Below are 23347 nucleotides of genomic sequence, written 5' to 3'. Positions count from 1 at the left end.
GAACTGCCCTCCATGCACTCGCGCCTGGTGTCAGCGTTGACCTCATGCGTCATCTCCCGAAAACCGTCCTTGCAACCGCCGGCATCGGCATCCTTCTCCTCACCGGCTGCACCCCGCAGGGGGCGAAAGCCGAGCCCTCTGCCTCGAGCTCCGCGTCGCCGACAGCCGCTCCGGAATGGAGCTACGAGGGCAACAACGACCCCGCTCACTGGGGCGACATCGCCGAGGAGTGCCGTGACCGCCCGACCGCGCACGAGTCGCCGATCGACATCGACGTGAGCGCACTGAAGCCGTCCACGAGCGCGCCGGTGAAGATCTCGTACGTTCCGACGTCATTCTCGGTCGAGAACAACGGCCACACGATCGAGGCGATCCCCGCCGACGTGCATGCCGACTCCATCGTCATCGACGACACCACCTACTACCTGCAGCAGTTCCACTTCCACGCCACCAGTGAGCACCTCATCAACGGTGCGTCGGCGGCGGCCGAGCTGCACCTGGTGAACAAGAGCGACGACGGTGAGATCGTGGTCCTCTCGCTCCTGATCCAGCCCGGGGCTGCGAGCGCCCCGCTCGCCGAGATGTTCTCGGCCTTGCCCCCGACCGTGACCGACGAGAGCGACGAGGTCGAACTGGCGCAGCCGATCGATCTCGCGACGATGATCCCCGCCGATCTGACGAGCGTCCGCTATGACGGCTCGCTGACCACTCCGCCGTGCTCCGAGGGTGTCAACTGGAACGTGTTCCTGGCGCCGGTGACGTTCTCGCCCGAACAGCTCGCTGCGCTGACCGCGCTGTACCCCGACAACCACCGTCCGACGCAGCCGCTGCACGACCGCGAGGTCTCCCTCGTGCCTGCCGGCTCGTAGAGCGACCCGATCCGACCTCCCGGGGCTGGCGCTAGACCTGGTCGCGTCCGTCCTGGGAGGGACCGAAAGCCCTTCGCACGATCGTGCGGAGCCTGGCCTCGGCGGGTAGTGGCGGAACGACGGGAACGCAGGCCATGCTCGACTTCTGCGGCGAGCACGGCATCACGGCCGACGTCGAGGTACTGCCCGCTCGCGACATCGACCGGGCGTTGGAGCGTCTGGCCCGAAACGACGTGCGCTACCGCTTCGCGCTCGACATGAAGGCGTGAGGCTCAGTCCGCGGATGCCGGACGCGCGCGCAGGTGGATGCGCTTGCCGTCCTTGCTGAAGATCGACAGGAGTTCGGTGGGGGCGGCGCCGGCGGAGTTGAGCCAGTGCGGGATGCGGGTGTCGAACTCGGCCGCTTCGCCGGGCCCGAGGGTGATGTCCTGCTCGCCGAGCACGAGGCGCAGACGGCCGGAGAGCACGTACAGCCACTCCTGACCGTCGTGGACCTGCGGATTCGGCACCCCGGTGACGCCCGCGGGGTTGCCGGGGAACGTCACTTTGTACGTCTGTACGGCGCTGCTGTCGGGGGAGAGGGATTCGTACCAGATCTCGCCGGCGCGCTTCTTGGTGCGCGCGACGCGCGGATCAGGAGCCTTGCGGGGCACCAGATCGTCGAGCTCGAGGCGGAGCACGCGGGCGACTGGGATGACGAGTTCGAGGTTCGGAGCGCGTTTGCCCGACTCCAGACGCGAGAGGGTGCTGGCCGAGATGCCGGTCGTGGCCGACAGCTCGGCGAGGGTCATGCTGCGCTTCTCACGCCAGCTCTTCAGACGCGGGCCGATGAGGGCGACGGATTCGTCGGGCATGCCCTGTCCCTTCATGCTGATTCGGCACGGATATTTGCCATTGTCTCAACCGTATCGCACGCTGAGGACATGACCACCACGATCTCGAACTCCCCAGCATCCTCCACTCCTCTCGACCCCTCCCTCAGCGCCGAGCGCTGGGACGTCATCATCATCGGCGGAGGCGCCGCCGGACTCAGCGCAGCCCTGATCCTCGCCCGTGCGCGTCGGCGGGTGCTCGTGCTCGACGCCCAGGAGCCGCGCAATCGCTTCGCGCCGCACATGCACGGCGTGCTGAGTCGCGACGGGTACTCGCCGCTCGACCTCGTCGCCGACGGCTACCGCGAGGTGCAGGCGGTGGATGGCGTGGTCGTGAACGGCCGGGCGGTCGAAACCCGCGCCGTCGACGGCGGATTCGAGGTCACCACTGACTCCGGTGTGGCAGTGACCGGACGCCGCCTGATCGTCGCGACGGGGACGCGCGACGTGTTGCCCGACATCCCCGGGCTCGCCGAGCAGTGGGGTCGAGGCGTCGTCGCCTGCCCGTACTGCGACGGATACGAGGCCGCCGGCCGCGCGGTCGGCGTGCTGCTCGGCTCTGCCGCCGGCGCGCACAAGGCGCACATGCTGCGCTCGTACTCGGCTGACATCACCGTCTTCACGGCGCTCGCCGATCCGATTCCGGAGCTCGAGCGCCGCGTACTCGAGCAGCGCGGGATGCGTCTTGAAGACCGCGCCGTCACCCACGTCGTCACCGACGGCGACCGCCTCACCGGTCTGGCGCTCGACGACGGCACGGTCGCTTCGGTCGACGTCGTGTTCGCCGAGCCAGCTCCGGCGCCGCTCGATGAGCCGCTGCGGCAGCTGGGCGCCGAGCGTGCCGATTCGTACTTCGGCCCGTGGACGGCCGTCGATGCCTTCGGTCGCACGAGTGTCGCGGGCGTGTGGGCGGTCGGCAACTCCGCCAGTCCGGCATCGCTGGTGCCGATTGCGATGGGATCCGGCGCCACCGCCGCGCTCACGATCAACGGCGAGTTCGTCGCCGAAGAAGTCGCCGCAGCGACCGCCGAGGTCGCGGACCTGCTGACCGACGCGCGGCAGGCGTGAGCGACATGGGGCACTCCGCCGAGCACGAAGACATCGATGCGGCCGAGTTCTGGGAGACCCGGTACCGCACCGGCCGCGACGAGAACGGGCGCATATGGAGCGGCGCGGTCAACGCGACCGTCGAGCGCCAAGTCCTGGAGCTGGTCCCTGGCACCGCGCTCGAGCTCGGCTGCGGAGAGGGAGCGGATGCCCTCTGGTTGGCCGCGCGGGGATGGACCGTCACGGCCGTCGACATCTCGTCCGCCGCGCTCGAGGTCGCGGCGGAACAGGCGGCACAGCAGGGCCTCGCCGACCGCCTCACCTGGGAGCAGGCCGACCTGACCACGTGGCAGCCGCACGCGGAGTACGACCTCGTCACGTCGGCGTTCCTGCACGCGCCGTTCGCGTTCCCGCGCGCGGAGATCCTGCGTCGGGCGGCGGCAGCCGTGGCTCCGGGCGGGAGGCTGCTGGTCGTCGGCCATGCCGCATCCCCGCCGGGCTCCGGCCATGAGCACGAGGTCGACGCGCCGCCGCTGCCCACGCCCGACGAGGTGCTCGCCGCGCTCGAACTCGACGACGGATGGCACGTCGAGACGAACGAACTCGTCGAGCGCGTCGTGACCTGGCGCGGCCGCAACGACGTGACGCTGGTCGACGCCGTGCTGCAGGTGCGTCGAGCGACGCTCTAGTCAGCGGTCGGGGGCCGAGGGGTCAGCGCGACGTCGGCGGCAGCTTGTCGACGCCGTGGCGGTTGGGCTTGTCGGGCTCCGCTGCGGTGTCGGGCGACGCGTGCGTCGGGCCGTTCGGCGCCTCGGAGGTCGGGTAGCTCGGCTCCTCGATCTCGATCGCCCTGTCGCGCTCGTCGAGCGGGGGCAGGTGGTCCAGGGGCTGTTTGATGTCGTCGGGGTGGCTCATGCCCCCAGATTCCGTCGGCCGGGCGATGGACGACCAGGGGGTTGAGATCCCGCGGATGCTGTGGTTGGGTCAGCGCCCGAGTCGGGCGGCGAGGTACGGCGCCGTGCGGCTCGACGCGTCCTGCGCGACGTCATCCGGAGTGCCCGCGGCGATGATGCGTCCGCCGGCGTCTCCACCGGACGGCCCGAGGTCGATGACCCAGTCCGCGGCGGCGACGACATCCATCTCATGCTCCACGACGACCACCGTGTCGCCGGCGTCGACGAGGGCGTGCAGCTGCGCGAGCAGCCGCTGGACATCGGCGGGATGCAGCCCCGTGGTCGGCTCGTCGAGCAGGTAGAGGGTGTGACCGCGTCGCATCCGCTGCAGTTCTGTCGCGAGCTTGATGCGCTGTGCCTCGCCGCCCGACAGCTCGGTGGCGGGCTGACCGAGTCGCAGGTAGCCGAGGCCGACGTCGCGGAGGGCCTGCAGGCTGCGGGCGGCCGCCGGGACGGACGCGAGGAAGCCGGAGGCGTCGTCAACCGTCAGTGCGAGGACGTCGGCGATCGACCTGCCCTCGTAGGTGACCTCGAGCGTCTCGGCGTTGTACCGCGCGCCGTGGCATGTAGGGCAGCGGCCGTAGCTGCCGGGCAGGAACAGCAGCTCCACCGACACGAACCCCTCGCCCAGGCAGGTCTCGCAGCGTCCGCCCGCGACGTTGAACGAGAAGCGGCCGGCGCCGTATCCCCGCTCGCGGGCGAGGTCGGTCTTCGCGAAGGTCGTACGGACCGCGTCGAAGAGCCCGGTGTAGGTCGCGAGATTCGATCGCGGCGTGCGGCCGATCGGCTTCTGGTCGACGCGCACGAGGCGGTCGATGTGCTCGAGTCCCGTCGCGCGGCGGACCGACAACGTGTCGACGCGCGCCTCGGGGACCGTCGCCTCGGCGAGCCCGGCGTCACCGGTGGCAACGGTCGACGCCGAGTCGGGGGTGCCGCTGTCGTCATCGGCGTCGTCCGGGCTCGCGTCGCCGCCCGCGTGCAGGTGGTCGCGCACGACATCGCGGAGCACCCGACTCACCAGAGTCGACTTGCCTGAACCGGAGACGCCGGTGACGGCGACGAGCGTGCCCAGCGGGATCTCCGCGTCGACGTCGGCGAGGTTGTGCAGTGAGATGCCCTCGACGGTCAGCCAGGTCGACGGGGTGCGCCGCTGTCGGCGCACGACCTCGGACCCGTCCGCCGCGGGGAACAGGAACGGCCGCGTGACCGAGGCATCGACGGCGCCGAGACCGTCGACCGTCCCGCTGTAGAGGACTTCGCCGCCGCCCTCGCCCGCCCCGGGTCCGACGTCGACGATCCAGTCGGCATGCCGCACGACGTCCATGTTGTGCTCGACCACGAACACCGAGTTGCCCGAGCGCTTGAGCTGCTCGAGCACGTCGAGCAGGGGTTCCGCGTCGGCGGGGTGCAGTCCGGCCGATGGCTCATCGAGCACGTAGACGACGCCGAACAGGCCGGAGCGCAGCTGCGTCGCGAGCCGCAGGCGCTGCATCTCACCGGGGGAGAGGGTCGTCGTCACGCGGCCGAGTCCGAGATAGCCGAGGCCGAGGTCGGTCAGCACCTCGATGCGTGCCAGGAGGTCGGTGGTCAGGGCCACCGCGACGTCGGTGCGCTCACCCGAGAGTGTGGTCGGCAGGGCGGGTGCGGCGTCGGTCAGCTGCGTCGTCGGACGGATGACGTCGGCGAGCTCGGTCATCGGCAGCGCGTTCAGCTCGGCGATCGTGCGACCGGCGAACGTGACCGCCAGGGCTTCGCGGCGCAGTCCGGTGCCGTGGCACAGCGGGCAGGTGCCGGAGCGCACGAACTGCAGCACCTTCGCGCGCATCTTCTCGCTCTTCGAGTCGGCGAGCGTGTGGAAGACGTACTGCTTCGCACTCCAGAACATGCCGCTGTACGGCTTCGCGACCCGATCGCGCTGCGGCGTGATCTGCACGACCGGCTGCTCCTCGGTGAACAGCAGCCAGTCGCGATCGGCTTGATCGAGGTCGCGCCAGGGACGATCGACGTCATAGCCGAGAGCGATCGTGATGTCGCGCAGGTTCTTCGCCTGCCACGCGCCGGGCCATGCCGCGATGGCACCGTCCCGGATGCTGAGCGAGGGGTCGGGCACGAGTGAGTCCTCGGTGACGGTGTGAGCGACGCCGATGCCATGGCACTCCGGGCACGCCCCGGCGACCGTGTTCGGTGAGAACGCGTCGGAGTCGAGTCGCGTGGTGAAGCCCTCGGGAAAAGTGCCCGCCCGTGAGAAGAGCATCCGCAGCGAGTTCGACAGCGTGGTGACGGTGCCGACGCTCGATCGCGAACTCGGTGCGCCGCGGCGCTGCTGCAGTGCCACGGCCGGCGGCAGCCCCGAGATCGACTCGACGTGCGGGTCATGCCCCTGCTGGATGAGACGCCGTGCATACGGGGCGACGGACTCGAGATAGCGGCGCTGCGCCTCGGTGAAGATCGTGCCGAACGCGAGCGACGACTTGCCCGACCCCGAGACTCCGGTGAAGGCGACGATCCGATCGCGCGGCACATCGACATCGACATTGCGGAGGTTGTTCTCGTTCGCCCCCGGACGCGAACGAAGGGATCGGTCACATCAGACGGGGTCTCAGGCATCGGTCGAGTGTATCCGGGGGTGCTGAGGCCTCTCCCGGACGCCGCGCCTCAGCGTCCCGCCGAGAACCGTCCGGCACCGGTGATCGCCGACGTCGCCAGGTTGTCCTTCGGCAGCGCCTGACCGCCCTCGAGCGCCTCGGTCCACGCCGCAGTGTCGGCGACGGCGGCGAAGTTCGAGTGCAGCACCGCCATGAGCGTCTCGTGCACCGTGCGGGCGTCGACCGCGCCGGCCGCGTTCGCGATGCTGATCGCCCCCGTCGCATCCGAGAGCACCTCGACGGCGATGCCGACCGTCTCGGCCTGGGCCGCCGACGCGATGATGCAGTTGTTGGTCATGTAGCCGACGAGCGTGATGGTGTCGATCGCGTTCTCGCGCAGCCAGTCCACGAGGTCGGTGTCGGCGAAGACCGATCCGAACTGCTTCGTGATCGCCTTCCAGTTCTCGGTGCGACGCTCCTCGATGGCGGGATGCAGGGCGAAGCCAGGCTGCGTGGGGTTGAACACCGGCGCCTGATCTCCGGCGCTGTGCTGGAAGACGACGACCGGCGTGCCGGCGGCGGTGGCGGCGTCGATGGCCGTGGTGATGCGGGCGAGCGAGTCCTCGACCGGCGGGTGCTGCACTTCGAGGGGGCCGTCGAAGTACTCCTGCTGGACGTCGACGAGAACGAGGGCGCGGTTCGGGGTGGTCATGATGTTCCTTCAGTCGGTCGATCTCGGAGGGGCGACGCGGAAGCCGCTGACATCCAGCATGCGCGATCATGCTTCTGGCCGCGACTGGCTCACGTGCGGCGATACGATGGATTCAGGCCAACCCGGAGGTGCTCTGTGAAGATCGCGATCCACGCGTTCGATGGCGTGACGATGTTCCATCTCTCGGTGCCGCAGATGGTCTTCGACGAGGTCGCCCGCCAGGGGCTGGCCGAGTGGGAGACGGTGCTCTTCTCGGACCGTGCGGGATCGGTGCGCACAGCCGAGGGGTACACGATCGGTCGAGTGCAGGGCCTCGCCGCGACGGAGGATGCGGACATCGTCGTCCTGCCGTCGTGGGTCGATGACGGCCGCGAGCTCGGCCCCGGGCTGCGGCGTGCACTGCTGCGGGCGCATGAGCGCGGAGCCGCGGTCGCGGGGCTCTGCCTCGGTGCCATCGCGGTCGCCGATCTCGGGTTGCTGGCGGGGCGGAGCGCCGTGACGCACTGGAACGCCGCGGAAGGGTTGGCCCTGCGGCATCCGGACGTCGACGTCGATTCACGGGTGCTGTATCTCGACCACGGCGATGTGATGACGTCGGCCGGCACAGCCTCGGGTCTCGACGCCTGCCTGCACGTCGTCCGCACCCGGCTGGGTGCCGAAGCCGCCAATCAGGTCGCCCGCAGCCTCGTCGTGGCCCCGCACCGGGAGGGCGGTCAGGCGCAGTACATCGCACGACCCGTCGCCCACCGCTCGACCGACGACCCGATCGGAGCGGCATCCGCCTGGGCGCAGCGCCATCTCGACGAGGATCTCAGCATCAAACGCCTCGCGGCCGCCGCGCACATGAGCCGCCGCACGTTCGTGCGAGCCTTCCGCGACACCACCGGCACGACGCCGGCCGCCTGGGTGCGCTCGCGGCGGCTCGACGAGGCCCGTCGCCTGCTCGAGACCACGGATCTCTCGGTCGACCAGATCGCCGCATCGTGCGGATTCGGCAATCCGGTCACCCTTCGGCAGAACTTCGCCGCGGCCTTCGGAAGCACGCCGTCGAGCTATCGCCGCCGGTTCGACGCCCGGGTGTAGCCCGCCCGGCACTCCCTGCATCGTTGCCGACGCGCGGGAATCACGGAATCACGGAATCACGATGAGCTTCCCGACGGTGTGACCCTCCTCGGACTTCCGGTGAGCGGCGCGGGCGTCGTCGAGCCGGTACCGACGGTCGACGTGCAGGCCGAACCCCGGCAGGGCGAGCGCTTCAGCGAACCCGTCGCGCGGGTTCGTGGTGCGTGTGGCGCCGTTCGACACGCGCGCGCCGAGCGCCGGGGCCGTGAAGTCGGCGATGGAGATGACGCGTGAGGCGTCGCCGACGATCTCGATGAGCTCGGCGATGACCCCGGCACCCGACAGGTCGAGCGCGCCGGCGATGCCCTCGGGAGCGACCGCTCGCACGCGGTCGACCAGTCCGGGGCCGTAGGTGACCGGGGTCGCCCCGAGGTTCTCGAGGTAGGCCTGGTTCGGGGCGCTCGCGGTGCCGATGACACGCAGGCCGCGCCCGCGTGCCAGCTGGATCAGCGCCGAGCCGACGCCGCCGGAGGCTCCGCTGAGCAGTAGCGTGCCCTCGGTGACCCCGAGATCGGTGAGCAGGCGGTGGGCGGTCTCGGAGGCGACGCCCCATCCGCCTGCCTCGACCGGGTCCACTCCGCCAGGGAGTGTCGCCCAGTGGGTCAGCACAGCGCGCTCTGCGAGGGTTTCGCGTCCGGTGCCGAACACGACGGCACCGGGCGCGACATCGTCGACCCCCTCTCCGACGGCGACGACCGTCCCGGCTGCCTCCACGCCGGTTCCGGTGCGAGACGCCAGTGCGACTCCGCCCGACATCATGCCCGAGCGGATCTTCGTGTCGAGCTGATTGACGCCGGCGCTGGCGACCTGCACCACGATCTCGCCGGGACCGGGCTGCGGCTCGTCGATGTCGACGAGCTCGAGAACGTCGGCGCTGCCGTAGGCGGTGAACTGGATGGCTTTCATGAGGGCTCCTGAGTCTGGTGTGCGGTCGGCGGCAAGAGGCGGGTCACGAGGCGGGGGAGTAGTCGACGGCGGCGAGCCAGGTGCGCAGGTCCTGCAACTCGGGAACGAGCGCACGCACCTGGTCGATGTCGGCCTGGTAGGCGGGCGTCTCGGCGAACCAGCGGAACATCGCCTGCAGGTCGTCCTGGCCGTCCATCACGGCGAGTGGAAGGGCTTCGTAGCGGGTGGGCGTGCCCGTCTTCTCGGCGAATGCGGCGGCGATCTCGCTGCCGGTGAGCTGATCGCCGGCGATCTCGATCGTCTGCGGGGCGGCGTGGGGGTCGAGCAGGGCGGCCGCCCCGACCAGGCCGACGTCGCGCACCGAGATCAGCTGCAGCGGCGTGCCGTCGGGGAACGGCAGACGCAGGACGAGCGTGTCGTCCTCGCGCGTCGGAGCGAACCCATGGAAGTTCTCCATGAAGAACACCGGGCGCACGATCGTCGTGTGCAGGCCGAGGGCCGCGAGGTGCTCCTCGACCGCATACTTTGAGTCGAAGTGCGGCACCTGCGAGTCGCGTTCGGCGCCCCCGACGGAGTGGAAGACGACGCGCGGCACGCGTGCGGCCGCGGCAGCGTCGGCGAGAGCGATGCCCTGCGTTGTCTCGCCCGCGGTGTCGGCGTTCTGCATGCCGCCGGGAGGGGTCGTCATGAACCAGAACGCGTCGACGCCCGCGAGCGCCGTCTGCAGCGACGAGGCGTCGTCGATGTCGATCTGCGCCAGTTCGACCCCGCGCGCGGCGAGAGCGCGGGACTTCTCCGACGCGGTGTCACGGACGAGGGCGCGTACCTGCGCGCCGCGGGTGAGGAGCGCGTCGGTCACGGCGCCGCCCTGGCTTCCGGTGGCGGCGAATACGGCGGTGGTGGGGGTGGATGCTGCGGTCATGATTGACTCCTTCTGATCGGTCATCTCAGAAAACATAAGTCGGCTAATGATTATTCCCGGAGGCTTCCATGCATGCTGACGATGGAGCCCTCTCGCACGGAGCCCGTGTGGCCGGACCGATCAGCTCGCTGATCCCGACGGTGGCGAAGGCTCACCGCAAGCTCGCCGGCGCACTGCTGCAGGACCTGGGCCTCGCAGCGGGCCAGGAGTTCGTGCTGATGCTGCTGTGGGATGCCGCGCCGCAGTCGCAGGCCGACCTCACCCGTCAGCTCGGCGTCGAGCCTCCGACGGCCGCGAAGACCCTCGCCCGACTCGAGAAGGCGGGCTTCATCTCACGCGAGCGCTCCGAGACTGACCGCCGTGTCGTGCTCGTATCGCTGACGGCCGCGGGTCAGGCGCTGGAGAAGCCGGTGCTGGCTGTGTGGAAGACGCTCGAGGATCGCACGACCGCCGCCCTGACCGAGGGCGAGCAGCAGCAGCTGCGCGCGCTGCTCGAGCGTGTGAGCGCCTCTCTGGCGTAGTCGGGCAGGACTCGACGTGACCGACGTCGCCCCTGTCGGGGCTCGTCTCAGCGCTCCAGTGAGCCGGTCAGCGTGAAGGCGAGGAGTGCGGTCGCGGTGAAGTCGATCGCGGGTTCGACGGTCTGCCACGCGCCCACATCGTCGAGATAGCGCGAGCCCTGCCCGTCGAACACCGTGAACGGAACACCGTCCGCGCCGTCCGCGACGCAGGCACGCATGGTCTCGAACCGGTTGAGGTCGTCGAGCTTGTCGGCGGCGTTGGGTCCGTTGACGACCGCTCCCGCGAGTTCGCCGTCGGTGTCGGTCAGGTTCGCCACCTGATGCTCCGGGCAGCGGGGGTAGGTCGTGCCCGCGCCGATCACGAAGCTCGAACCCCAGGCGTTCGCGCCCAGCGCCCAGGCCCGCTGCCCCGATGCGAAGTCGCGATATCCGGTGTCGCCCGATGCCGTCTCGTACAGCGCGGCGGTGGCGATCAGCCCGAACGTGAAGGGCACCGCGTCGAAGTCGAGGGTGCTCGCGCCCGCCCCGAACGGATCGGATGCCGCGTGCTCCACGCCCGCGTCCAGCTGGCGCCGCAGATCCGCGAGGAGGGCCGGGGTCTGCGGGTCATCGAGGGCGATGAGATCGGCGTGCGCGAGTGCGCTGACATCGGCGACGCCCAGCGTGCCGAGGGCGTCGGAGTCGATGTAGGCCTGCGCCCACGCCGCGGCATCCGTCTGCCACTGCGGCGCGCGCGGGTCTCCGAGTGCGACGCCGGCGTGGGCGAGCTCGACCGCCGCGAACTCCAGGTCGTCCTGCCAGGACGCCTCGGGGTAGAACTCCGCGGGGACCGCGGTGGCCAGCGCCGCCCCCTCCTGCGGGTCGGTATCTGCGAGCGCGTAGATCGCAGCCGCCGTGGCGAGGCGATCGCGGGCCCGGTCGGTGTCGCCGACAGCGGCGCATCGCTGCGCGTCCAGCGCGAATGTGGCGGCGACGCGGCCCGCGACGGATGGAGGAAGCGCCTCGCCCGGCTCGTTCGCGGCGAAGACCGGCCGGTACGAGATCGTGTGATCGGAGTCGCCGGGCGCGGCGTCCGACAGGTCGTCGGTCTCGGGCAGTCGCCAGACGTCGTGATCGCTGCGGATGCTGGCGTTGCCGTTCCCGAGCCCGACCTGCAGAAAGAGCGTCTGCGTCTGCTCGTCCCACATCTTGTCGAGCCAGTCCAGCCCGACCTGCGCCTCGGCGACGAGCGCCGGATCCGGGTCGTCCTGATCGCGCAGCGCCCACAGCAACTCTGACGTCGCAGCGGCAGTCGTGCCGGTGAACTTGAGGAAGTCGCCCGCGTCGAACCACCCGCCACTGACGTCGACCTTCTCGCGCGGAGCGGGGGTGAGGCGCTGGTCGACCAGTGTCGATCCGGCGTCGTCATACTCGGGCGTGCGGTACACCGTCGCAGATTCATCGCGCACATGCGACGGCTGGCGATCGAGCACGGTGGGGACGACGTCTCGCCCGTCGCGCTGCGCCTGGAAGAACAGCACGGTCAGGTCGGCCAGTGGCTGCAGAAGCTCCGCGGCGGGGGCGATCGAGAACGGCGGCGACGCGGCATCCACCCCGGTTCCGGTGAGGCGGATCGAGTACCGGCCCCGCGTCGTCACGTCGGTGAAGTCGATCGCCCGCACCGCGTCGAAGGTGTCGCTCCACGGGCCGGTGTCCTCGCCGAGCCCGCCCGACGCGACCACCGCCCCGTCAGCGTCGAGCACCTCGTAGCGGGCGTCGTCGAGCTGCGTCGAACTGCCCATGGCGAACGCGCGCTTGGTCTCGTCGACCCCGTACCCGACCTGGTCCACCCGCACCACCGGTGCGACCTCCGCTGTCGTGGAGTTCTGCTCGTCGGTCTCGGGCGACGTGGCGCTGCATCCGGCCAGAGCGGCACCGATCACCAATGTGGCCGCCGCGATGAGTGTGGCCGTCGCGATGAGTGGGGAAAAGACGTGCGCGCGCGTCTTCGTCATGGTGACGCCGTGGGGGACGGGCGAGTACGCGCCAGGAGCGCCGGCATGACCACCTCGTCCACGAGACTCGTGACGGTCTCGGCGTCGAGGGCCCGTTGTCGCAGCGTGATGCTGCCGAACGCGGCCGTCGGTACGACGCCGGCGATGACCGACACGGCGGCGTCGGCTGGAACGACCCCGCGCTCGATCCAGCGTTCGATCACCGCGATGAGAGCGGCGACCGGCGGCTGGCCGATCGTGCGGTAGGCGACGTCACGCAGTTCCGGGTCGCTGCCCAGATGGCTCAGCAGGCTCGCCAGCACGCGGGCGGATCGCTCATCGGAGTGCGCGAAGTGCAACGCGGCCGCGAGCAGGTCCTCGCGCAGGTCGCCGGTGTCGGGCAGGTCCGCGGTGACGTGCAGTGCACGCACGGCGGCGACGACGAGGTCTGCCTTCGTGGTCCAGCGGCGGTAGATGGCCGACTTGCCGCAGTGAGCACGCCGGGCGACGGCGGCGATCGTGGTGCCGGTGTATCCGAGCTCGATGAGCAGATCCTGCGTGGCGGAGAGGATGCCGCGCTCCACCTCGGGGTCGCGAGGTCGTCCTGTCGTCTTCGCCCCGTCGATGGTCGCCACGAGAACCCATTGTACCTTTCGGGTCGCGCTGGTACCGTTATTGCATTACGGTACCGATCGGAACCGTAACAACGAGAAGTCTCTCATCCTCGAAGGAGATCTCATGGTCGCGACTGTCACCACCCCACGTCGATCCGCCCGACTCGCTGTGGCGGGCATCCTCGTCGCTGCCGCGGTCATCACGGTGGGCGTGAACGCTCTCATCGCCGCCGTCGCGGTGGCGAACGGCGCTCCCTCCGACTATGGACCGCTCACGTTCCCCGCCTTCACGCTGTTCACCGTGTTGGGAGTGGCAGCGGGATGGGTCGGATGGATGCTCGTGACTCGCCGCGCGCGCGACCCGAAGCGCACACTGCGGATGCTGGTTCCGCTCGTGACGCTGGTCACCTTCGTGCCCGACGTGCTGCTGCTCGTCTTCCGGTTCATCCCCGGCACGACCACGGTGGCGGTGATCGCGCTCATGCTCATGCACGTCGTGGTCGTCGCGGTGGCGGTTCCGGCATACGTGCTCGCGTCGCGCGGCGCCCGCACCTGACGGCCCCTGAGGATCCGCCTTCGGACGCCCCGCGTCACGATCGCGCGAGTGCGACCTCCAGCCCGCGGACCGTGGCCGGGAAGCGCTCGATCATCGCCTCGAGCTCCGCGGCCGACACGTTCGCACCGAACGCCTCGGCGTGCGGCTCGAGCGCGATGCTCTCGCGCAGACTCCCGGCGATCACCGGATCGAAGCCCCACGCGTCGACGAGCGCGGCGACGTGGGCCACGGCATCCCGATCATCGCCGGCGACCGCGATCGCCTTGCGGTCGAGCGAGCCTGCCGGCCGCGCACCCTCGTCGAGGTCGTGATAGCCCATGTGATTGAACGCCTTGGCGACGGTGGAGGCGGGCAGTTGCCGCTGCACCTGCTCGCTCGTCGAGACGCCCGCGTCGGCGAGGTCCTCGCGCTCGCCGTCGACCTCCCACCAGTAGTTCATCGCGTCGACGACGAGCTTTCCGCGCAACGCCTCGGCCGGGACGCTGGGGAGCTTGCCCAGCGGGAGCGCCAGGATGACGATGTCGGCGTCGGCGACGGCATCCGCTGCCCTGACCGCTTCGGCACCCGGCGCGATCACCGTCACGATGAGCGAGATCGCGTCGGGGTCTCCCGATCCGGCGACGAGCACACGATGCCCCGCGCCGATCGCGAGGCGCGCCAGCACCGTGCCGAGCTTGCCGGCGCCGAGGATCGCGATGGTCGTCATGCAGACACCGTGCGCATCGACGGCATCTCGGCCAGCAGCTCCCGCACCCGCGGCACGACCTCGGTGCCGTAGAGCTCGACCGACCGCAGCCGCGACGACATGGTCTGCGCGCCGGAGGTGTAGATCATGTCGAACCGGCCCACGCCCAGCGACGAGATGGTGTGCGCCATCTTCTGCGCGACCGTCTCGGGGGACCCGACGTACATCGATCCGCTCTCGACCTCGCGATCGAACTCCGCCCGCGTCACCGGCGGCCAGCCGCGGAGGGCGCCGATGCGGTCGCGCACGACCTTGTAGTGCGGGTACCAGGCGGCCAACGCCTCGTCGTCGGTGTCGGCGATGAAGCCGGGGGAGTGCATGCCCACCGGGTGCGCCGTCGTGCCGAACTGCTCCGCCGCCCGACGGTACAGGTCGAGGTAGGGGGCGAAGCGCTCGGGCTGACCGCCGATGATGGCGAGCATCAGCGGGAATCCGTACTTCGCCGTGCGCACGACCGACTGCGGCGAACCGCCCACGCCGACCCAGGTGGTGAGGCCGTTCTCGGTCTTCGGGAACACGTCGGCATCGGTGAGCGCGGCGCGTGTCGTGCCCGACCAGGTCACCGGCTTCTCGGCGAGCAGCTCGGCGAACAGCTCGATCTTCTCTTCGAACAGCACCTCATAGTCGGCCAGGTCGTAGCCGAAGAGGGGGAAGGACTCCGTGAACGATCCGCGACCGAGGATCACTTCGGCGCGTCCGTTCGACAGTGCGTCGACGGTCGCGAAGCGCTGGAAGACGCGCACGGGATCGTCGCTGCTGAGAACGGTCACGCCGGATCCGAGCCGGATGCGCTTCGTGACCGTCGCCAGCCCCGCGAGCACGGTCTCGGGCGACGACACCGAGTATTCCGGCCGGTGGTGCTCGCCGACCGTGAAGACGTCGACGCCGAGCTCATCCGCCAGCACGGCCTCGTCGACCAGCTGGCGGATCGAGCGCGCGTGGCTCACCTGCGCACCGGTCTCATCGCTGGGGACGTCCCCGAACGTGTCGAGGCCGAAGACGATGTCGGACATGATTCCCTCTTTCATTGACACGTCAATCATCTGGTTGACGTGTCAATGATCTACCGTTACAGTCGATCTGTCAAGGGAGGCGCCATGGGCGAGAAGACGCAGCAGCGAAAGGGCAGACGATCGCCCGATGCGAATGAGCTGACGATCTGGCGCGAGTACATCGAGACGTCCGAGGCCGTGCGCCGCACGCTCTCCACCGCGTTCCAGGAGGACTCGGGGATCTCACCCGGTGACTACTCCGTGATGCTCGCCCTGAGCGAGGCTCCCGACCGCACGCTCCGCTCCTCCGAACTCGCCGACACGGTGGGGTGGGAGCGCAGCCGGCTCTCGCATCATCTGCGGCGCATGCAGGAGCGGCAGCTCGTGAGCCGCGGTGCCGTCGGCGGTGACGCCCGCGGCGCGGCGGTGCAGCTCACCGAGGTCGGCGCGCACACCTTCCGCAGCTCCTCCGCCGCGCACCTGCGGCTCGTGCGCACGGTGTTCGTCGACGCCTTCACCACCGACGAGCTCGAATCGCTGCGAACGCTCACCGTCAGACTGCGCGCACACCTCGACAGCGCGTCCGACGCGCAGAAAGAAGGATGACATGAAGGGCACCTCACTGCAGAAGCGAGCCGCCGCCCGCGCCGACGAACTGCCCGGCGCGGAGCTCACCCATCCGTTCGGCCCCGAGTGGGACGTGTGGAAGGTGCGCGGCAAGGTGTTCATGCTGCACACCTCCGCGACGGGCGACGCGATGGTGACGCTGAAGTCGGCGCCCGAAGACGCACGGGCGCTCTGCGACACGTTCCCCGACATCACGCCCGGCTACCACATGAACAAGAAGCACTGGATATCGGTGCATCCGGGCGGCGACATCGATCCGGAGCTCGTCGACGAGCGGTCACCGAGTCTTATCGCCTCGTCGTCGAGAAGGTCCCTAAGCGCGATCGCCCCGTCGATCCCGACACGTTCGGGCGCTGAGCGCGGCTCCGATTCCCACGGCGAACACACAGACTCGGGTAGTCTCGCCCGCATGGCCACGTCAGCGACGCAGACCCCCAAGCGCGAAGCCTTCGGCTCGCGGAACGTCTTCATCCTCTCGGCGATCGGTTCGGCGGTCGGACTCGGGAACATCTGGCGCTTCCCCTACGTCGCGTACGAGGGCGGCGGCGGAGCGTTCCTCATCCCGTACCTGTGCGCGCTGCTGACCGCCGGCATTCCGCTGCTCTTCTTCGACTATGCGATCGGCCACCGCTTCCGCGGCTCCGCACCGCTCGCCTTCCGACGCATGCATCGCCGTGCCGAACCGCTCGGCTGGTGGCAGGTGCTCATCTGCGTCGTCATCGCCGTGTACTACGCGGTGATCATCGCGTGGGCGGCCATGTACACGTGGTTCTCGGCGCAGCTGACATGGGGGCCGGGCAACGAGAACGACTTCTTCTTCATCGACTTCCTGCAGTCGGCCGACGTCGCCGAGGTCGGGGTGTCGACGCAGTTCGTGCCGCAGGTCGGCATTCCGCTGATCGTCGTGTGGCTGATCGTGATCGTCATCATGGCGCTGGGCGTGAAGCGCGGCATCGGCCGGGCGAACATGATCCTGATGCCCCTGCTGACCGTGATGTTCGCGATCCTCGTGGTGCAGTCGCTGTTCCTGCCCGGTGCGATGGACGGCCTCAACGCCTTCTTCACCCCCAACTGGGAGGCGCTCGCCGACCCGGCCGTCTGGGCCTCGGCTTACGGTCACATCTTCTTCTCGCTGTCGGTGGCCTTCGGCATCATGGTCACCTACTCCTCCTACCTGAAGCGCAAGACCGACCTGACCGGCTCGGGGCTCGTCGTCGCGTTCGCGAACTCGGGCTTCGAGATCCTCGCCGGCATCGGCGTGTTCGCCGCGCTCGGCTTCATGGCGCAGGCGCAGGGGACCGAGGTCGCCGGTGTCGCCTCGTCGGGCATCGGACTGGCCTTCATCGCCTTCCCCACGATCGTGTCGCAGGCCGCCGGCGGCTCGATCATCGGCGTGCTGTTCTTCGGCGCCCTGGTGTTCGCCGGGGTGACCTCGCTGATCTCGATCCTCGAGGTGATCGTGGCGGCGCTGCAGGACAAGCTCGGCTGGGCGCGCGTGCGCACGACCCTGACGGTCGCGATCCCCCTCGCGATCGTGTCGATGGCGCTGTTCTCGACGACGACGGCGCTCTCGGTGCTCGACACGGCCGACGCGTTCGTGAACGCATTCGGCATCATGGCGGTGGCGCTCGTGGCGGTGGTGATCGTGGCCTGGCTGCTGCACAAGCTGCCGGCGCTGGTGGAGCACCTCAACCGCCGCTCGAGCTTCCGGGTCGGACGCTTCTGGATGCTGCTCGTCGGCGCCCTGGCCCCGATCGTGCTCGGATACCTGCTCATCACCGAACTCATCTCGAAGATCTCTGAGCCGTACGAGGGTTACCCGGGCTGGTTCCTCGCCATCTTCGGCTGGGGCATGGTGATCGCCCTGGTGGTGCTCGCCCTCGTGCTGTCGGCCTTGCCGTGGAGCGGACGCTCGCACGCGAAGAGCGACGACGAGTACGACGAGTTCCTGGTCGACGAGGAGTACCCGGCGGACCCCGAGACCTCGGCGATCCCGATCATCCGACACGACGACACGAAGGGGGCAGGCGCATGACCACCACCGCGATCATCATGATGATCATCGCCATGGTCACGATCTGGGGCGGCCTGATCGCCGCCGTCGTGAATCTGGCGAAGCATCCCGAGGCTGCCGACGACGACACCCCGGTGCCGGTCGAGCTCTGAGTCGCGTGCGCAGTGGCGGGCGCCCGCTCGGGTGCCCCGGTCTCTCAGCCGACCCGAGCGACGTCGGCGGCGAGCTGTGGCCAGCCGCCCATGTAGCCGCAGGTGAAGCCGCCGCGTGCGACGCCGCGCTGCAGTGCGTGCTCGATCGTCGCATCGCCGAGGCGCGCGGCGATGAAGCCGGCCATGAACGAGTCACCCGCGCCGGTCGTGTCGACGACCTGCACAGGCGCCGAGGGCATCTGCCAACGCTCGGCACCTCGGCCCGCCCGTGCGCCGTGCGCTCCCAGGGTGGCCACCGCCGTCTGAGCGCCGCTCGCGAGCGCCTCCGCGATGATGCGATCCGCAGCATCGTGCTCTTCACCGGCCGACGCGAAGTGCACGGCGAGTCGGTGCGCGTCGGGCGAGACGCTGCAGTCCTGACTCACCGGCACGTCAGACAACGCGGAGAGCTGCTCGCCGAGCAGGCGTGAAGTCGGCAGCATCCCGACATGGACCCAGCGTGCGGAAGCGATCCGGCGGAGGGCCTCGGTGTCGGGGTGGTACTCCACCGTGACCCCGAAGTCCTCTGTCTCGAAATGACGGTCGCCGCCGGCATCGCGTCGGATCGTCGTGAGAGCGGTCGCTCCCGGCATCGTCACCAGCCCCGAGATGTCGACGTCGCGTGCTGCGGCGGCGGCACGAACGATGTCGGCGTTCGCGTCGGTTCCCACGGCCCCGAAATAGCCGACGCGGAGCCCGAGCATCGCGAGCTGCACCGCGACGTTGAGCGCGTTGCCACCGATCAGGTCGCCGAGTTCGGGCTCGTCGAGGAATCGGTCGATCGTGTTGTCGCCGACCACGGCGACGTCGATAACGGGGAAGGTCATGGGTCTCCTCAGAGGGCGGGGTGTGCAGGCGGGGGGTCCGGTCCGGCGATGCCCAGACCGGACCCCCGGTCAGTCGATCAGAAGTCGCCCTTCTTGTAGTATCGCCGCGTCGTGAGCGGGTGATCGCGGACGATCTCGAGGTGTGCGCTCAGACGCTCGAAGATCGCCGCGAGGATGATCGGCGAGATGAGTCCGCGCACACGCTCGGAGACCCCGGGCAGGTCGAAGTCCTTGGTGTCGAAGACGCGGAGCTTCGTGGTGACCGTGGGAGCGAAGCGTTCCACGCGTTCTGCGAGTCCACGCTGCTCGTCCTCACCCTTGATCAGCAGGACGCTGGTGTTCTCCTCGAGCAGTTCGAGCGTGCCGTGGAAGAAGTCCGACGCGTGCACCGGGCGGGTCCAGATCCACTGCATCTCTTCGAGGATGCACATCGCGTAGTACCAGGCCTCGAACCAGGCGCCGCCGGATCCCGTGACGATGTGATTCTGCTCGTCCTTGATCTCGATCGCCAACGCCTCGGCCCGTGGCTCGAAGGCGCCCTTGACCTCGACGAGCAGCTCGGGCAGCAGCTGCAGTTCGCCGATCACCGAGTCGTAGTCGTCGACCTCGCCGCGGATGTCCATGATGGCCAGCGCGATGAAGAGGGTCTGCAGGTAGAAGTTCTCGCTCGACGTGTCATCGGCGCAGAAGTTGGAGAAGTTGATGTCGGCCTGCGACCCGAGCGGAGTGTCGGCCTGCGCGGTGAGGGAGAGCACGCGGGCTCCCTTGCTGCGCACGAACTCGAGCGCCGCGATCGCTTCTTTCGTGGTTCCCGACACCGAGGGGAAGACCACGATCGAGTGCGGCCCGAGATGGGCGCTGCCGCTGTTCACGAGCTCGGCTGCCATCTCGATGAAGGTCGGGAACGTGGACTTCGTCTGCAGGAGGCGTGCAGCCGGCTGCGTGAGGAAGTTCACGCCTCCCGCACCGGCGAAGAAGATGTTCTCCGCTCCCGCGTCGATCTCCTTCTCGAGCGCGTCGCGGATCGGCCCCGCGAGCGCCGCGGCTCCGCGCTGGATCTCCACGTACCTCGCAGCATCGAAATTCAACATGCACTACCTGCTTTCCGTCGTGTTGTCTGATCAAAGCCTCAGATGTCGGACAACCATAACACCAGGCCCACCGATGTGCGACAAGAATCTGATCCGACCGGTGAGATGAACGGATTGCTTGCTTCGTTGCTATGGTCGGGGTCATTGTCGGCGGCTCTGTCGGACAATGCGTTCGTGAAGGAGGGGACATGTCGGAGAAGCTAAACCGGAGCAGTCCGGGGGTGCGCGAGAGCATGGTCGAACGCGTCTATGACCAGGTGCAGGAGTTGATCTCCCGGCTCGGCCTCAAGCCCGGCGACCGTCTGAACACCGAAGCGGAGCTCGCGGAGCTGTTCGGCGTCTCACGGTCGACAGTCCGCGAGGCGCTGCGTCTGCTCGAGCAGGAGGGGGCCGTGCACGCGGTCCAGGGGCAGGGGCGATTCATCTCGGCATCCGGCTCTCTGCGCGTGGAGCGCCCGATGACGAAATACGAGAGCATCACCGAAGTGCTCGACGCGCGCGGCTACCGCGTGAGCAGCGCGGTGCTCGACGTCTCGCTGGGAGAGGCGGACGCGGAAGAGGCCGATGCCCTGCAGATCGAGGGGGGCGCGGAGGTGATCCGCCTCCTGCGAATCCGCTACGGCGACGAGGAGCCTCTGGTGGTCAGCGCGAACACCCTTCCTCGCTCGACCCTTCCCGGCCCCATTGAGCACCGCGACTGGAGCGGGTCGCTGACCCTCGCTCTCGCCGCGCACGGGCACCATGTCAATGCCGCGCTTGCCACGATCTCGGCGGTGGACCTGCCGGAGGAGTGGCAGCAGCGCTATAACCTCGCCGGCCTCGGCCCGTGGCTCCTGGTGAAGGAGGTCGGCATGAGCCGCGGAGGGGAACGAGTGCTCTACGCGGCCGACTACCATCGCGGTAGCGAGATCTCCTTCAGCGTGCTGCGGCAACGATGAAGTCAACCGCGCGCCCGCGCTGACGCATCCCGCTTCGCCTCCTGGTCGACGAGTGCCTGATCTTCGGATCGGTGCACTCGTCGGCCTTTTTGTGTCCGCGATGTTAAGTGTCGTCTGATGTCTTGACTTGTTGTCAGACATCCGCCTATGTTGCTAGTCAACCTCTCCAGAGGTCCCACCCGGCGAAGTAGATACGAGGTCCAGCATGAACATCACCCCCAAGCGCGCATCACTCGGCATCGGAGTGGGCGTCCTGTCTTCCGTGCTCATCCTCGCGGGCTGCTCGTCGAGCGGCGGCCAGTCCGGCGACGACGCCGGCGGCGACGCCGCAGCGGAGATCACGGTCGCGTTCATCCCCGGGATCGCGTCGGACCCGTTCTTCCGTGCGATGGAGATCGCGGCGAAGGACGAGGCCGAGAAGCTCGGCATCAACCTGATCTGGCAGGGCGCCGCCGACCAGTACTCCCCGCAGTCGCAGCTTCCTTTCGTCGACGCCGCGCTGACGGAGGACCTCGACGCCCTCGTTCTCGTACCGACCGACGCCGACGCTCTGCAGCCGAGCGTCACGAAGGCAACCGCCCAGGGAGTGCCGGTCATCACCGTCGACACCACGGTGAGTGACGGCTCCGACCTCGTCTCGCACATCACGGGCGACAACCGCGACGGTGGGGAGCGCGCGGCCGAGGAGATGGACGCGCAGACCGGCGGCAGCGGCAAGATCCTGGTGATCTCGGCATCGCCGACCAACACCACAGGTACTCAGCGCGTCGAAGGGTTCGAGGCGGCCCTCGCAGACGAGTACGACGGCCTCGAGATGCTGCCCGTGCAGTTCGCCTACAGCCAGCCCTCCGAGGCGACCACGATCCTCAACACCACGTTGCTCGAACACCCTGATCTCGCCGGCGTCTTCGCCGTCGACGGCACGTCCTGCACCGGAGCGGTCGCCGCACTGAACAACTCGGCCAAGGTCGGCGACGTCAAGCTGATCTGCTACGACGCCTATGCCGCACAGGTGGCTGAACTGGAGGCCGGCGCGATCTCAGCCCTCATCGCGCAGGACCCTGCGCAGGAGGCCCGTCTCGCTCTTCAGTTCGCCTACGCCAAGGCCACGGGCGAGGGCGAGGACGAGATCGAGGAAGAGGTCGTGATCCCGAACGTCGTGATGAACCTCGACAACCTCGACGACACCCGCTCGTACGAGTACGCCGAGTGACCCGATGACGAACGATCTCGGAACGAACACAGGCAGACAGTCCGTCGAGACGAGCCCCATCATCACGGGGCGCGGCGAACGCTGGAAGGAACTGGCGACGCGGCAGGAGACGCTGCTGATCGCCGTGTACGTGGTCATGGTGCTGGTGTTCTCGCTTTTGAACCCGCGCTACTTCTCGACGGCGTCCTTCGGCAACATCCTCCAGGACTTCGCGCCGGTCATCCTGATGGCGATCGGGCAGACGTTCGTCATCCTCACGGGCGGCATCGACCTCTCGGTCGGCGCCGTCCTGGGACTCTCCGGGGTCTCGGCGGCGCTCGCGATCCGCAGTACGACCGAGGCCGGGCTCGATCCGGCGCTCAGCATCGCTCTCGGCATCCTCGCGGCGATCCTCGTCGGAGCGACCGTCGGAGTCGTGAACGGACTGCTGATCACCCGGGTGAAGCTCGCACCCTTCATCGCGACGCTCGCGACGATGGGCGTCTGCATGGGGACGACTCTCGTGATCACCGGCGGCGTCCAGATCGCCGGCGGGCCGAAGGAGGTCGTGCTCCTCGGGAACACGCGCTTCCTCGAAGTCTTCACCGTGCCCCTGCTCGTGGTCTTCGTGATTCTGGTGATCGCGTGGCTGGCGCTCTCGCGCACGCGTTTCGGTCGGCACACCTACGCGATCGGATCGAACTCCTTCGCCGCCCGGGTCGCGGGCATCAACGTCGACCGGCACTTGATGAAGGTCTATGTGATCGGTGGCGTGCTCGCCGCCGTCGCGGGGCTCTTCGTCTACTTCCGGCTCGGGTCGGGCTCGCCGGCCTCCGGTCGGGGCGGCGAGTTGCAGGCGATCGCCGCAGCGGTGATCGGCGGTATCAGCCTCATGGGTGGCGTCGGGCGAGTGACCGGCACCGCACTCGGCGCGCTGATCACGGCGAGCGTGCTCAGCGGACTGATCCTCATCGGGGTCGAGCCGAACGCGCAGCAGATCGTCGTCGGAGCGCTCATCGCCATCGCTGTGGCCGTGCAGGGCATCGGCCGAGCAAACTCACGAACGTGAAGGAGAACG

The 23347-nt window shown here is 69.0% G+C and carries 25 protein-coding genes and 1 pseudogene; 14 read left to right on the top strand and 12 right to left on the bottom strand.

Annotated features, from left to right (window positions below; all coding sequences use genetic code 11):
• The first annotated feature begins 44 nt into the window (after nucleotides 1–44).
• Nucleotides 45–869 carry a carbonic anhydrase gene (locus AC2D10_RS08630; RefSeq protein WP_484711678.1) on the top strand — a complete coding sequence of 275 codons (825 nt, stop codon included), beginning with the start codon at nucleotides 45–47 and terminating at the stop codon, nucleotides 867–869.
• Between the two features lie 134 nt (nucleotides 870–1003).
• Nucleotides 1004–1138: a hypothetical protein gene (locus tag AC2D10_RS08625; protein WP_484711677.1), complete on the top strand. Its 135-nt coding sequence runs from the start codon at nucleotides 1004–1006 to the stop codon at nucleotides 1136–1138.
• A 3-nt stretch (nucleotides 1139–1141) separates the two neighbouring features.
• On the opposite strand, the gene AC2D10_RS08620 is transcribed toward AC2D10_RS08625, so the two are convergent.
• Nucleotides 1142–1723, bottom strand: a complete 582-nt coding sequence (locus tag AC2D10_RS08620; RefSeq protein WP_484711676.1) for a helix-turn-helix domain-containing protein — start codon at nucleotides 1721–1723, stop codon at nucleotides 1142–1144.
• A gap of 69 nt (nucleotides 1724–1792) precedes the next feature.
• On the opposite strand from AC2D10_RS08620, the gene AC2D10_RS08615 reads away from it, so the two are divergent.
• On the top strand, nucleotides 1793–2809 hold the full coding sequence (locus tag AC2D10_RS08615) for an NAD(P)/FAD-dependent oxidoreductase (RefSeq protein WP_484711675.1): 1017 nt from the start codon (nucleotides 1793–1795) through the stop codon (nucleotides 2807–2809).
• A 5-nt stretch (nucleotides 2810–2814) separates the two neighbouring features.
• Nucleotides 2815–3477: an SAM-dependent methyltransferase gene (locus AC2D10_RS08610; protein ID WP_484711674.1), complete on the top strand. Its 663-nt coding sequence runs from the start codon at nucleotides 2815–2817 to the stop codon at nucleotides 3475–3477.
• A 22-nt stretch (nucleotides 3478–3499) separates the two neighbouring features.
• On the opposite strand, the gene AC2D10_RS08605 is transcribed toward AC2D10_RS08610, so the two are convergent.
• From AC2D10_RS08605 to AC2D10_RS08595, 3 genes are all read right to left on the bottom strand, one after another.
• Nucleotides 3500–3703 carry a hypothetical protein gene (locus tag AC2D10_RS08605; protein ID WP_484711673.1) on the bottom strand — a complete coding sequence of 68 codons (204 nt, stop codon included), beginning with the start codon at nucleotides 3701–3703 and terminating at the stop codon, nucleotides 3500–3502.
• A gap of 69 nt (nucleotides 3704–3772) precedes the next feature.
• Nucleotides 3773–6262 (bottom strand): excinuclease ABC subunit UvrA, encoded by a 2490-nt coding sequence (locus tag AC2D10_RS08600; protein ID WP_484711672.1) that lies wholly within the window; start codon nucleotides 6260–6262, stop codon nucleotides 3773–3775.
• Between the two features lie 134 nt (nucleotides 6263–6396).
• Nucleotides 6397–7038, bottom strand: a complete 642-nt coding sequence (locus tag AC2D10_RS08595) for an isochorismatase family protein (protein WP_484711671.1) — start codon at nucleotides 7036–7038, stop codon at nucleotides 6397–6399.
• Nucleotides 7039–7173: 135 nt separating this feature from the next.
• Between AC2D10_RS08595 and AC2D10_RS08590 the strand changes: the two genes are divergently transcribed.
• Nucleotides 7174–8121: a GlxA family transcriptional regulator gene (locus AC2D10_RS08590; protein ID WP_484711670.1), complete on the top strand. Its 948-nt coding sequence runs from the start codon at nucleotides 7174–7176 to the stop codon at nucleotides 8119–8121.
• A gap of 48 nt (nucleotides 8122–8169) precedes the next feature.
• Here AC2D10_RS08590 and AC2D10_RS08585 read toward each other — a convergent pair whose 3' ends face one another.
• Nucleotides 8170–9066 (bottom strand): NADP-dependent oxidoreductase, encoded by an 897-nt coding sequence (locus tag AC2D10_RS08585; RefSeq protein WP_484711669.1) that lies wholly within the window; start codon nucleotides 9064–9066, stop codon nucleotides 8170–8172.
• 43 nt (nucleotides 9067–9109) lie between these two features.
• Nucleotides 9110–9988 (bottom strand): NmrA/HSCARG family protein, encoded by an 879-nt coding sequence (locus AC2D10_RS08580; protein ID WP_484711668.1) that lies wholly within the window; start codon nucleotides 9986–9988, stop codon nucleotides 9110–9112.
• A 68-nt stretch (nucleotides 9989–10056) separates the two neighbouring features.
• Here AC2D10_RS08580 and AC2D10_RS08575 point away from each other — a divergent pair, with 68 nt between their 5' ends.
• On the top strand, nucleotides 10057–10509 hold the full coding sequence (locus AC2D10_RS08575) for a MarR family winged helix-turn-helix transcriptional regulator (protein ID WP_484711667.1): 453 nt from the start codon (nucleotides 10057–10059) through the stop codon (nucleotides 10507–10509).
• Nucleotides 10510–10556: 47 nt separating this feature from the next.
• Here the strand turns inward: AC2D10_RS08575 and AC2D10_RS08570 are convergent, their stop codons facing one another.
• Nucleotides 10557–12503 carry a glycoside hydrolase family 9 protein gene (locus tag AC2D10_RS08570; protein ID WP_484711666.1) on the bottom strand — a complete coding sequence of 649 codons (1947 nt, stop codon included), beginning with the start codon at nucleotides 12501–12503 and terminating at the stop codon, nucleotides 10557–10559.
• Complete coding sequence (locus tag AC2D10_RS08565) at nucleotides 12500–13117, bottom strand: TetR/AcrR family transcriptional regulator (RefSeq protein WP_484711665.1); 618 nt, start codon at nucleotides 13115–13117, stop codon at nucleotides 12500–12502. Before AC2D10_RS08565 ends, AC2D10_RS08570 begins: the two co-directional genes overlap by 4 nt.
• 103 nt (nucleotides 13118–13220) lie before the next feature.
• Between AC2D10_RS08565 and AC2D10_RS08560 the strand changes: the two genes are divergently transcribed.
• Nucleotides 13221–13652, top strand: a complete 432-nt coding sequence (locus AC2D10_RS08560) for a DUF6069 family protein (protein ID WP_484711664.1) — start codon at nucleotides 13221–13223, stop codon at nucleotides 13650–13652.
• A 34-nt stretch (nucleotides 13653–13686) separates the two neighbouring features.
• Here AC2D10_RS08560 and AC2D10_RS08555 read toward each other — a convergent pair whose 3' ends face one another.
• Both AC2D10_RS08555 and AC2D10_RS08550 read right to left on the bottom strand, forming a co-directional pair.
• A complete protein-coding gene (locus tag AC2D10_RS08555) occupies nucleotides 13687–14358 on the bottom strand; it encodes an NADPH-dependent F420 reductase (protein WP_484711663.1) in 672 nt (223 codons plus the stop codon).
• Nucleotides 14355–15410: an LLM class flavin-dependent oxidoreductase gene (locus AC2D10_RS08550; protein ID WP_484711662.1), complete on the bottom strand. Its 1056-nt coding sequence runs from the start codon at nucleotides 15408–15410 to the stop codon at nucleotides 14355–14357. Before AC2D10_RS08550 ends, AC2D10_RS08555 begins: the two co-directional genes overlap by 4 nt.
• A gap of 84 nt (nucleotides 15411–15494) precedes the next feature.
• Here AC2D10_RS08550 and AC2D10_RS08545 point away from each other — a divergent pair, with 84 nt between their 5' ends.
• From AC2D10_RS08545 to AC2D10_RS08530, 4 genes and pseudogenes are all read left to right on the top strand, one after another.
• On the top strand, nucleotides 15495–15995 hold the full coding sequence (locus tag AC2D10_RS08545) for a MarR family winged helix-turn-helix transcriptional regulator (protein WP_484711661.1): 501 nt from the start codon (nucleotides 15495–15497) through the stop codon (nucleotides 15993–15995).
• A 1-nt stretch (nucleotide 15996) separates the two neighbouring features.
• Nucleotides 15997–16230: pseudogene (locus AC2D10_RS08540) on the top strand (MmcQ/YjbR family DNA-binding protein); the annotation flags it as partial.
• Nucleotides 16231–16425: 195 nt separating this feature from the next.
• Complete coding sequence (locus AC2D10_RS08535) at nucleotides 16426–18051, top strand: sodium-dependent transporter (RefSeq protein ID WP_484711833.1); 1626 nt, start codon at nucleotides 16426–16428, stop codon at nucleotides 18049–18051.
• On the top strand, nucleotides 18048–18182 hold the full coding sequence (locus AC2D10_RS08530) for a methionine/alanine import family NSS transporter small subunit (RefSeq protein ID WP_484711660.1): 135 nt from the start codon (nucleotides 18048–18050) through the stop codon (nucleotides 18180–18182). The genes AC2D10_RS08535 and AC2D10_RS08530 overlap by 4 nt, the downstream gene beginning before the upstream one ends.
• A gap of 44 nt (nucleotides 18183–18226) precedes the next feature.
• On the opposite strand, the gene AC2D10_RS08525 is transcribed toward AC2D10_RS08530, so the two are convergent.
• Both AC2D10_RS08525 and AC2D10_RS08520 read right to left on the bottom strand, forming a co-directional pair.
• The gene (locus AC2D10_RS08525; RefSeq protein WP_484711659.1) at nucleotides 18227–19048 is read right to left on the bottom strand and encodes a PfkB family carbohydrate kinase; all 822 of its coding nucleotides are present in this window, start codon (nucleotides 19046–19048) and stop codon (nucleotides 18227–18229) included.
• A gap of 77 nt (nucleotides 19049–19125) precedes the next feature.
• Nucleotides 19126–20139 (bottom strand): SIS domain-containing protein, encoded by a 1014-nt coding sequence (locus AC2D10_RS08520; protein ID WP_484711658.1) that lies wholly within the window; start codon nucleotides 20137–20139, stop codon nucleotides 19126–19128.
• 188 nt (nucleotides 20140–20327) lie between these two features.
• On the opposite strand from AC2D10_RS08520, the gene AC2D10_RS08515 reads away from it, so the two are divergent.
• The 3 genes from AC2D10_RS08515 (at nucleotide 20328) to AC2D10_RS08505 (ending at nucleotide 23338) form a co-directional block, all read left to right on the top strand.
• Nucleotides 20328–21077: a GntR family transcriptional regulator gene (locus AC2D10_RS08515; protein WP_484711657.1), complete on the top strand. Its 750-nt coding sequence runs from the start codon at nucleotides 20328–20330 to the stop codon at nucleotides 21075–21077.
• A 205-nt stretch (nucleotides 21078–21282) separates the two neighbouring features.
• Entirely contained in the window at nucleotides 21283–22290 is a 1008-nt protein-coding gene (locus AC2D10_RS08510; protein WP_484711656.1) for an ABC transporter substrate-binding protein, read from the top strand.
• A gap of 4 nt (nucleotides 22291–22294) precedes the next feature.
• Nucleotides 22295–23338 (top strand): ABC transporter permease, encoded by a 1044-nt coding sequence (locus tag AC2D10_RS08505; protein WP_484711655.1) that lies wholly within the window; start codon nucleotides 22295–22297, stop codon nucleotides 23336–23338.
• The last annotated feature ends 9 nt before the right edge of the window (nucleotides 23339–23347 follow it).

The organism is Microbacterium sp. PI-SA-G, assembly GCF_057215335.1.
Note: the sequence above shows the minus strand (reverse complement) of the source record. Positions and strands in the feature narration are given on the sequence as shown.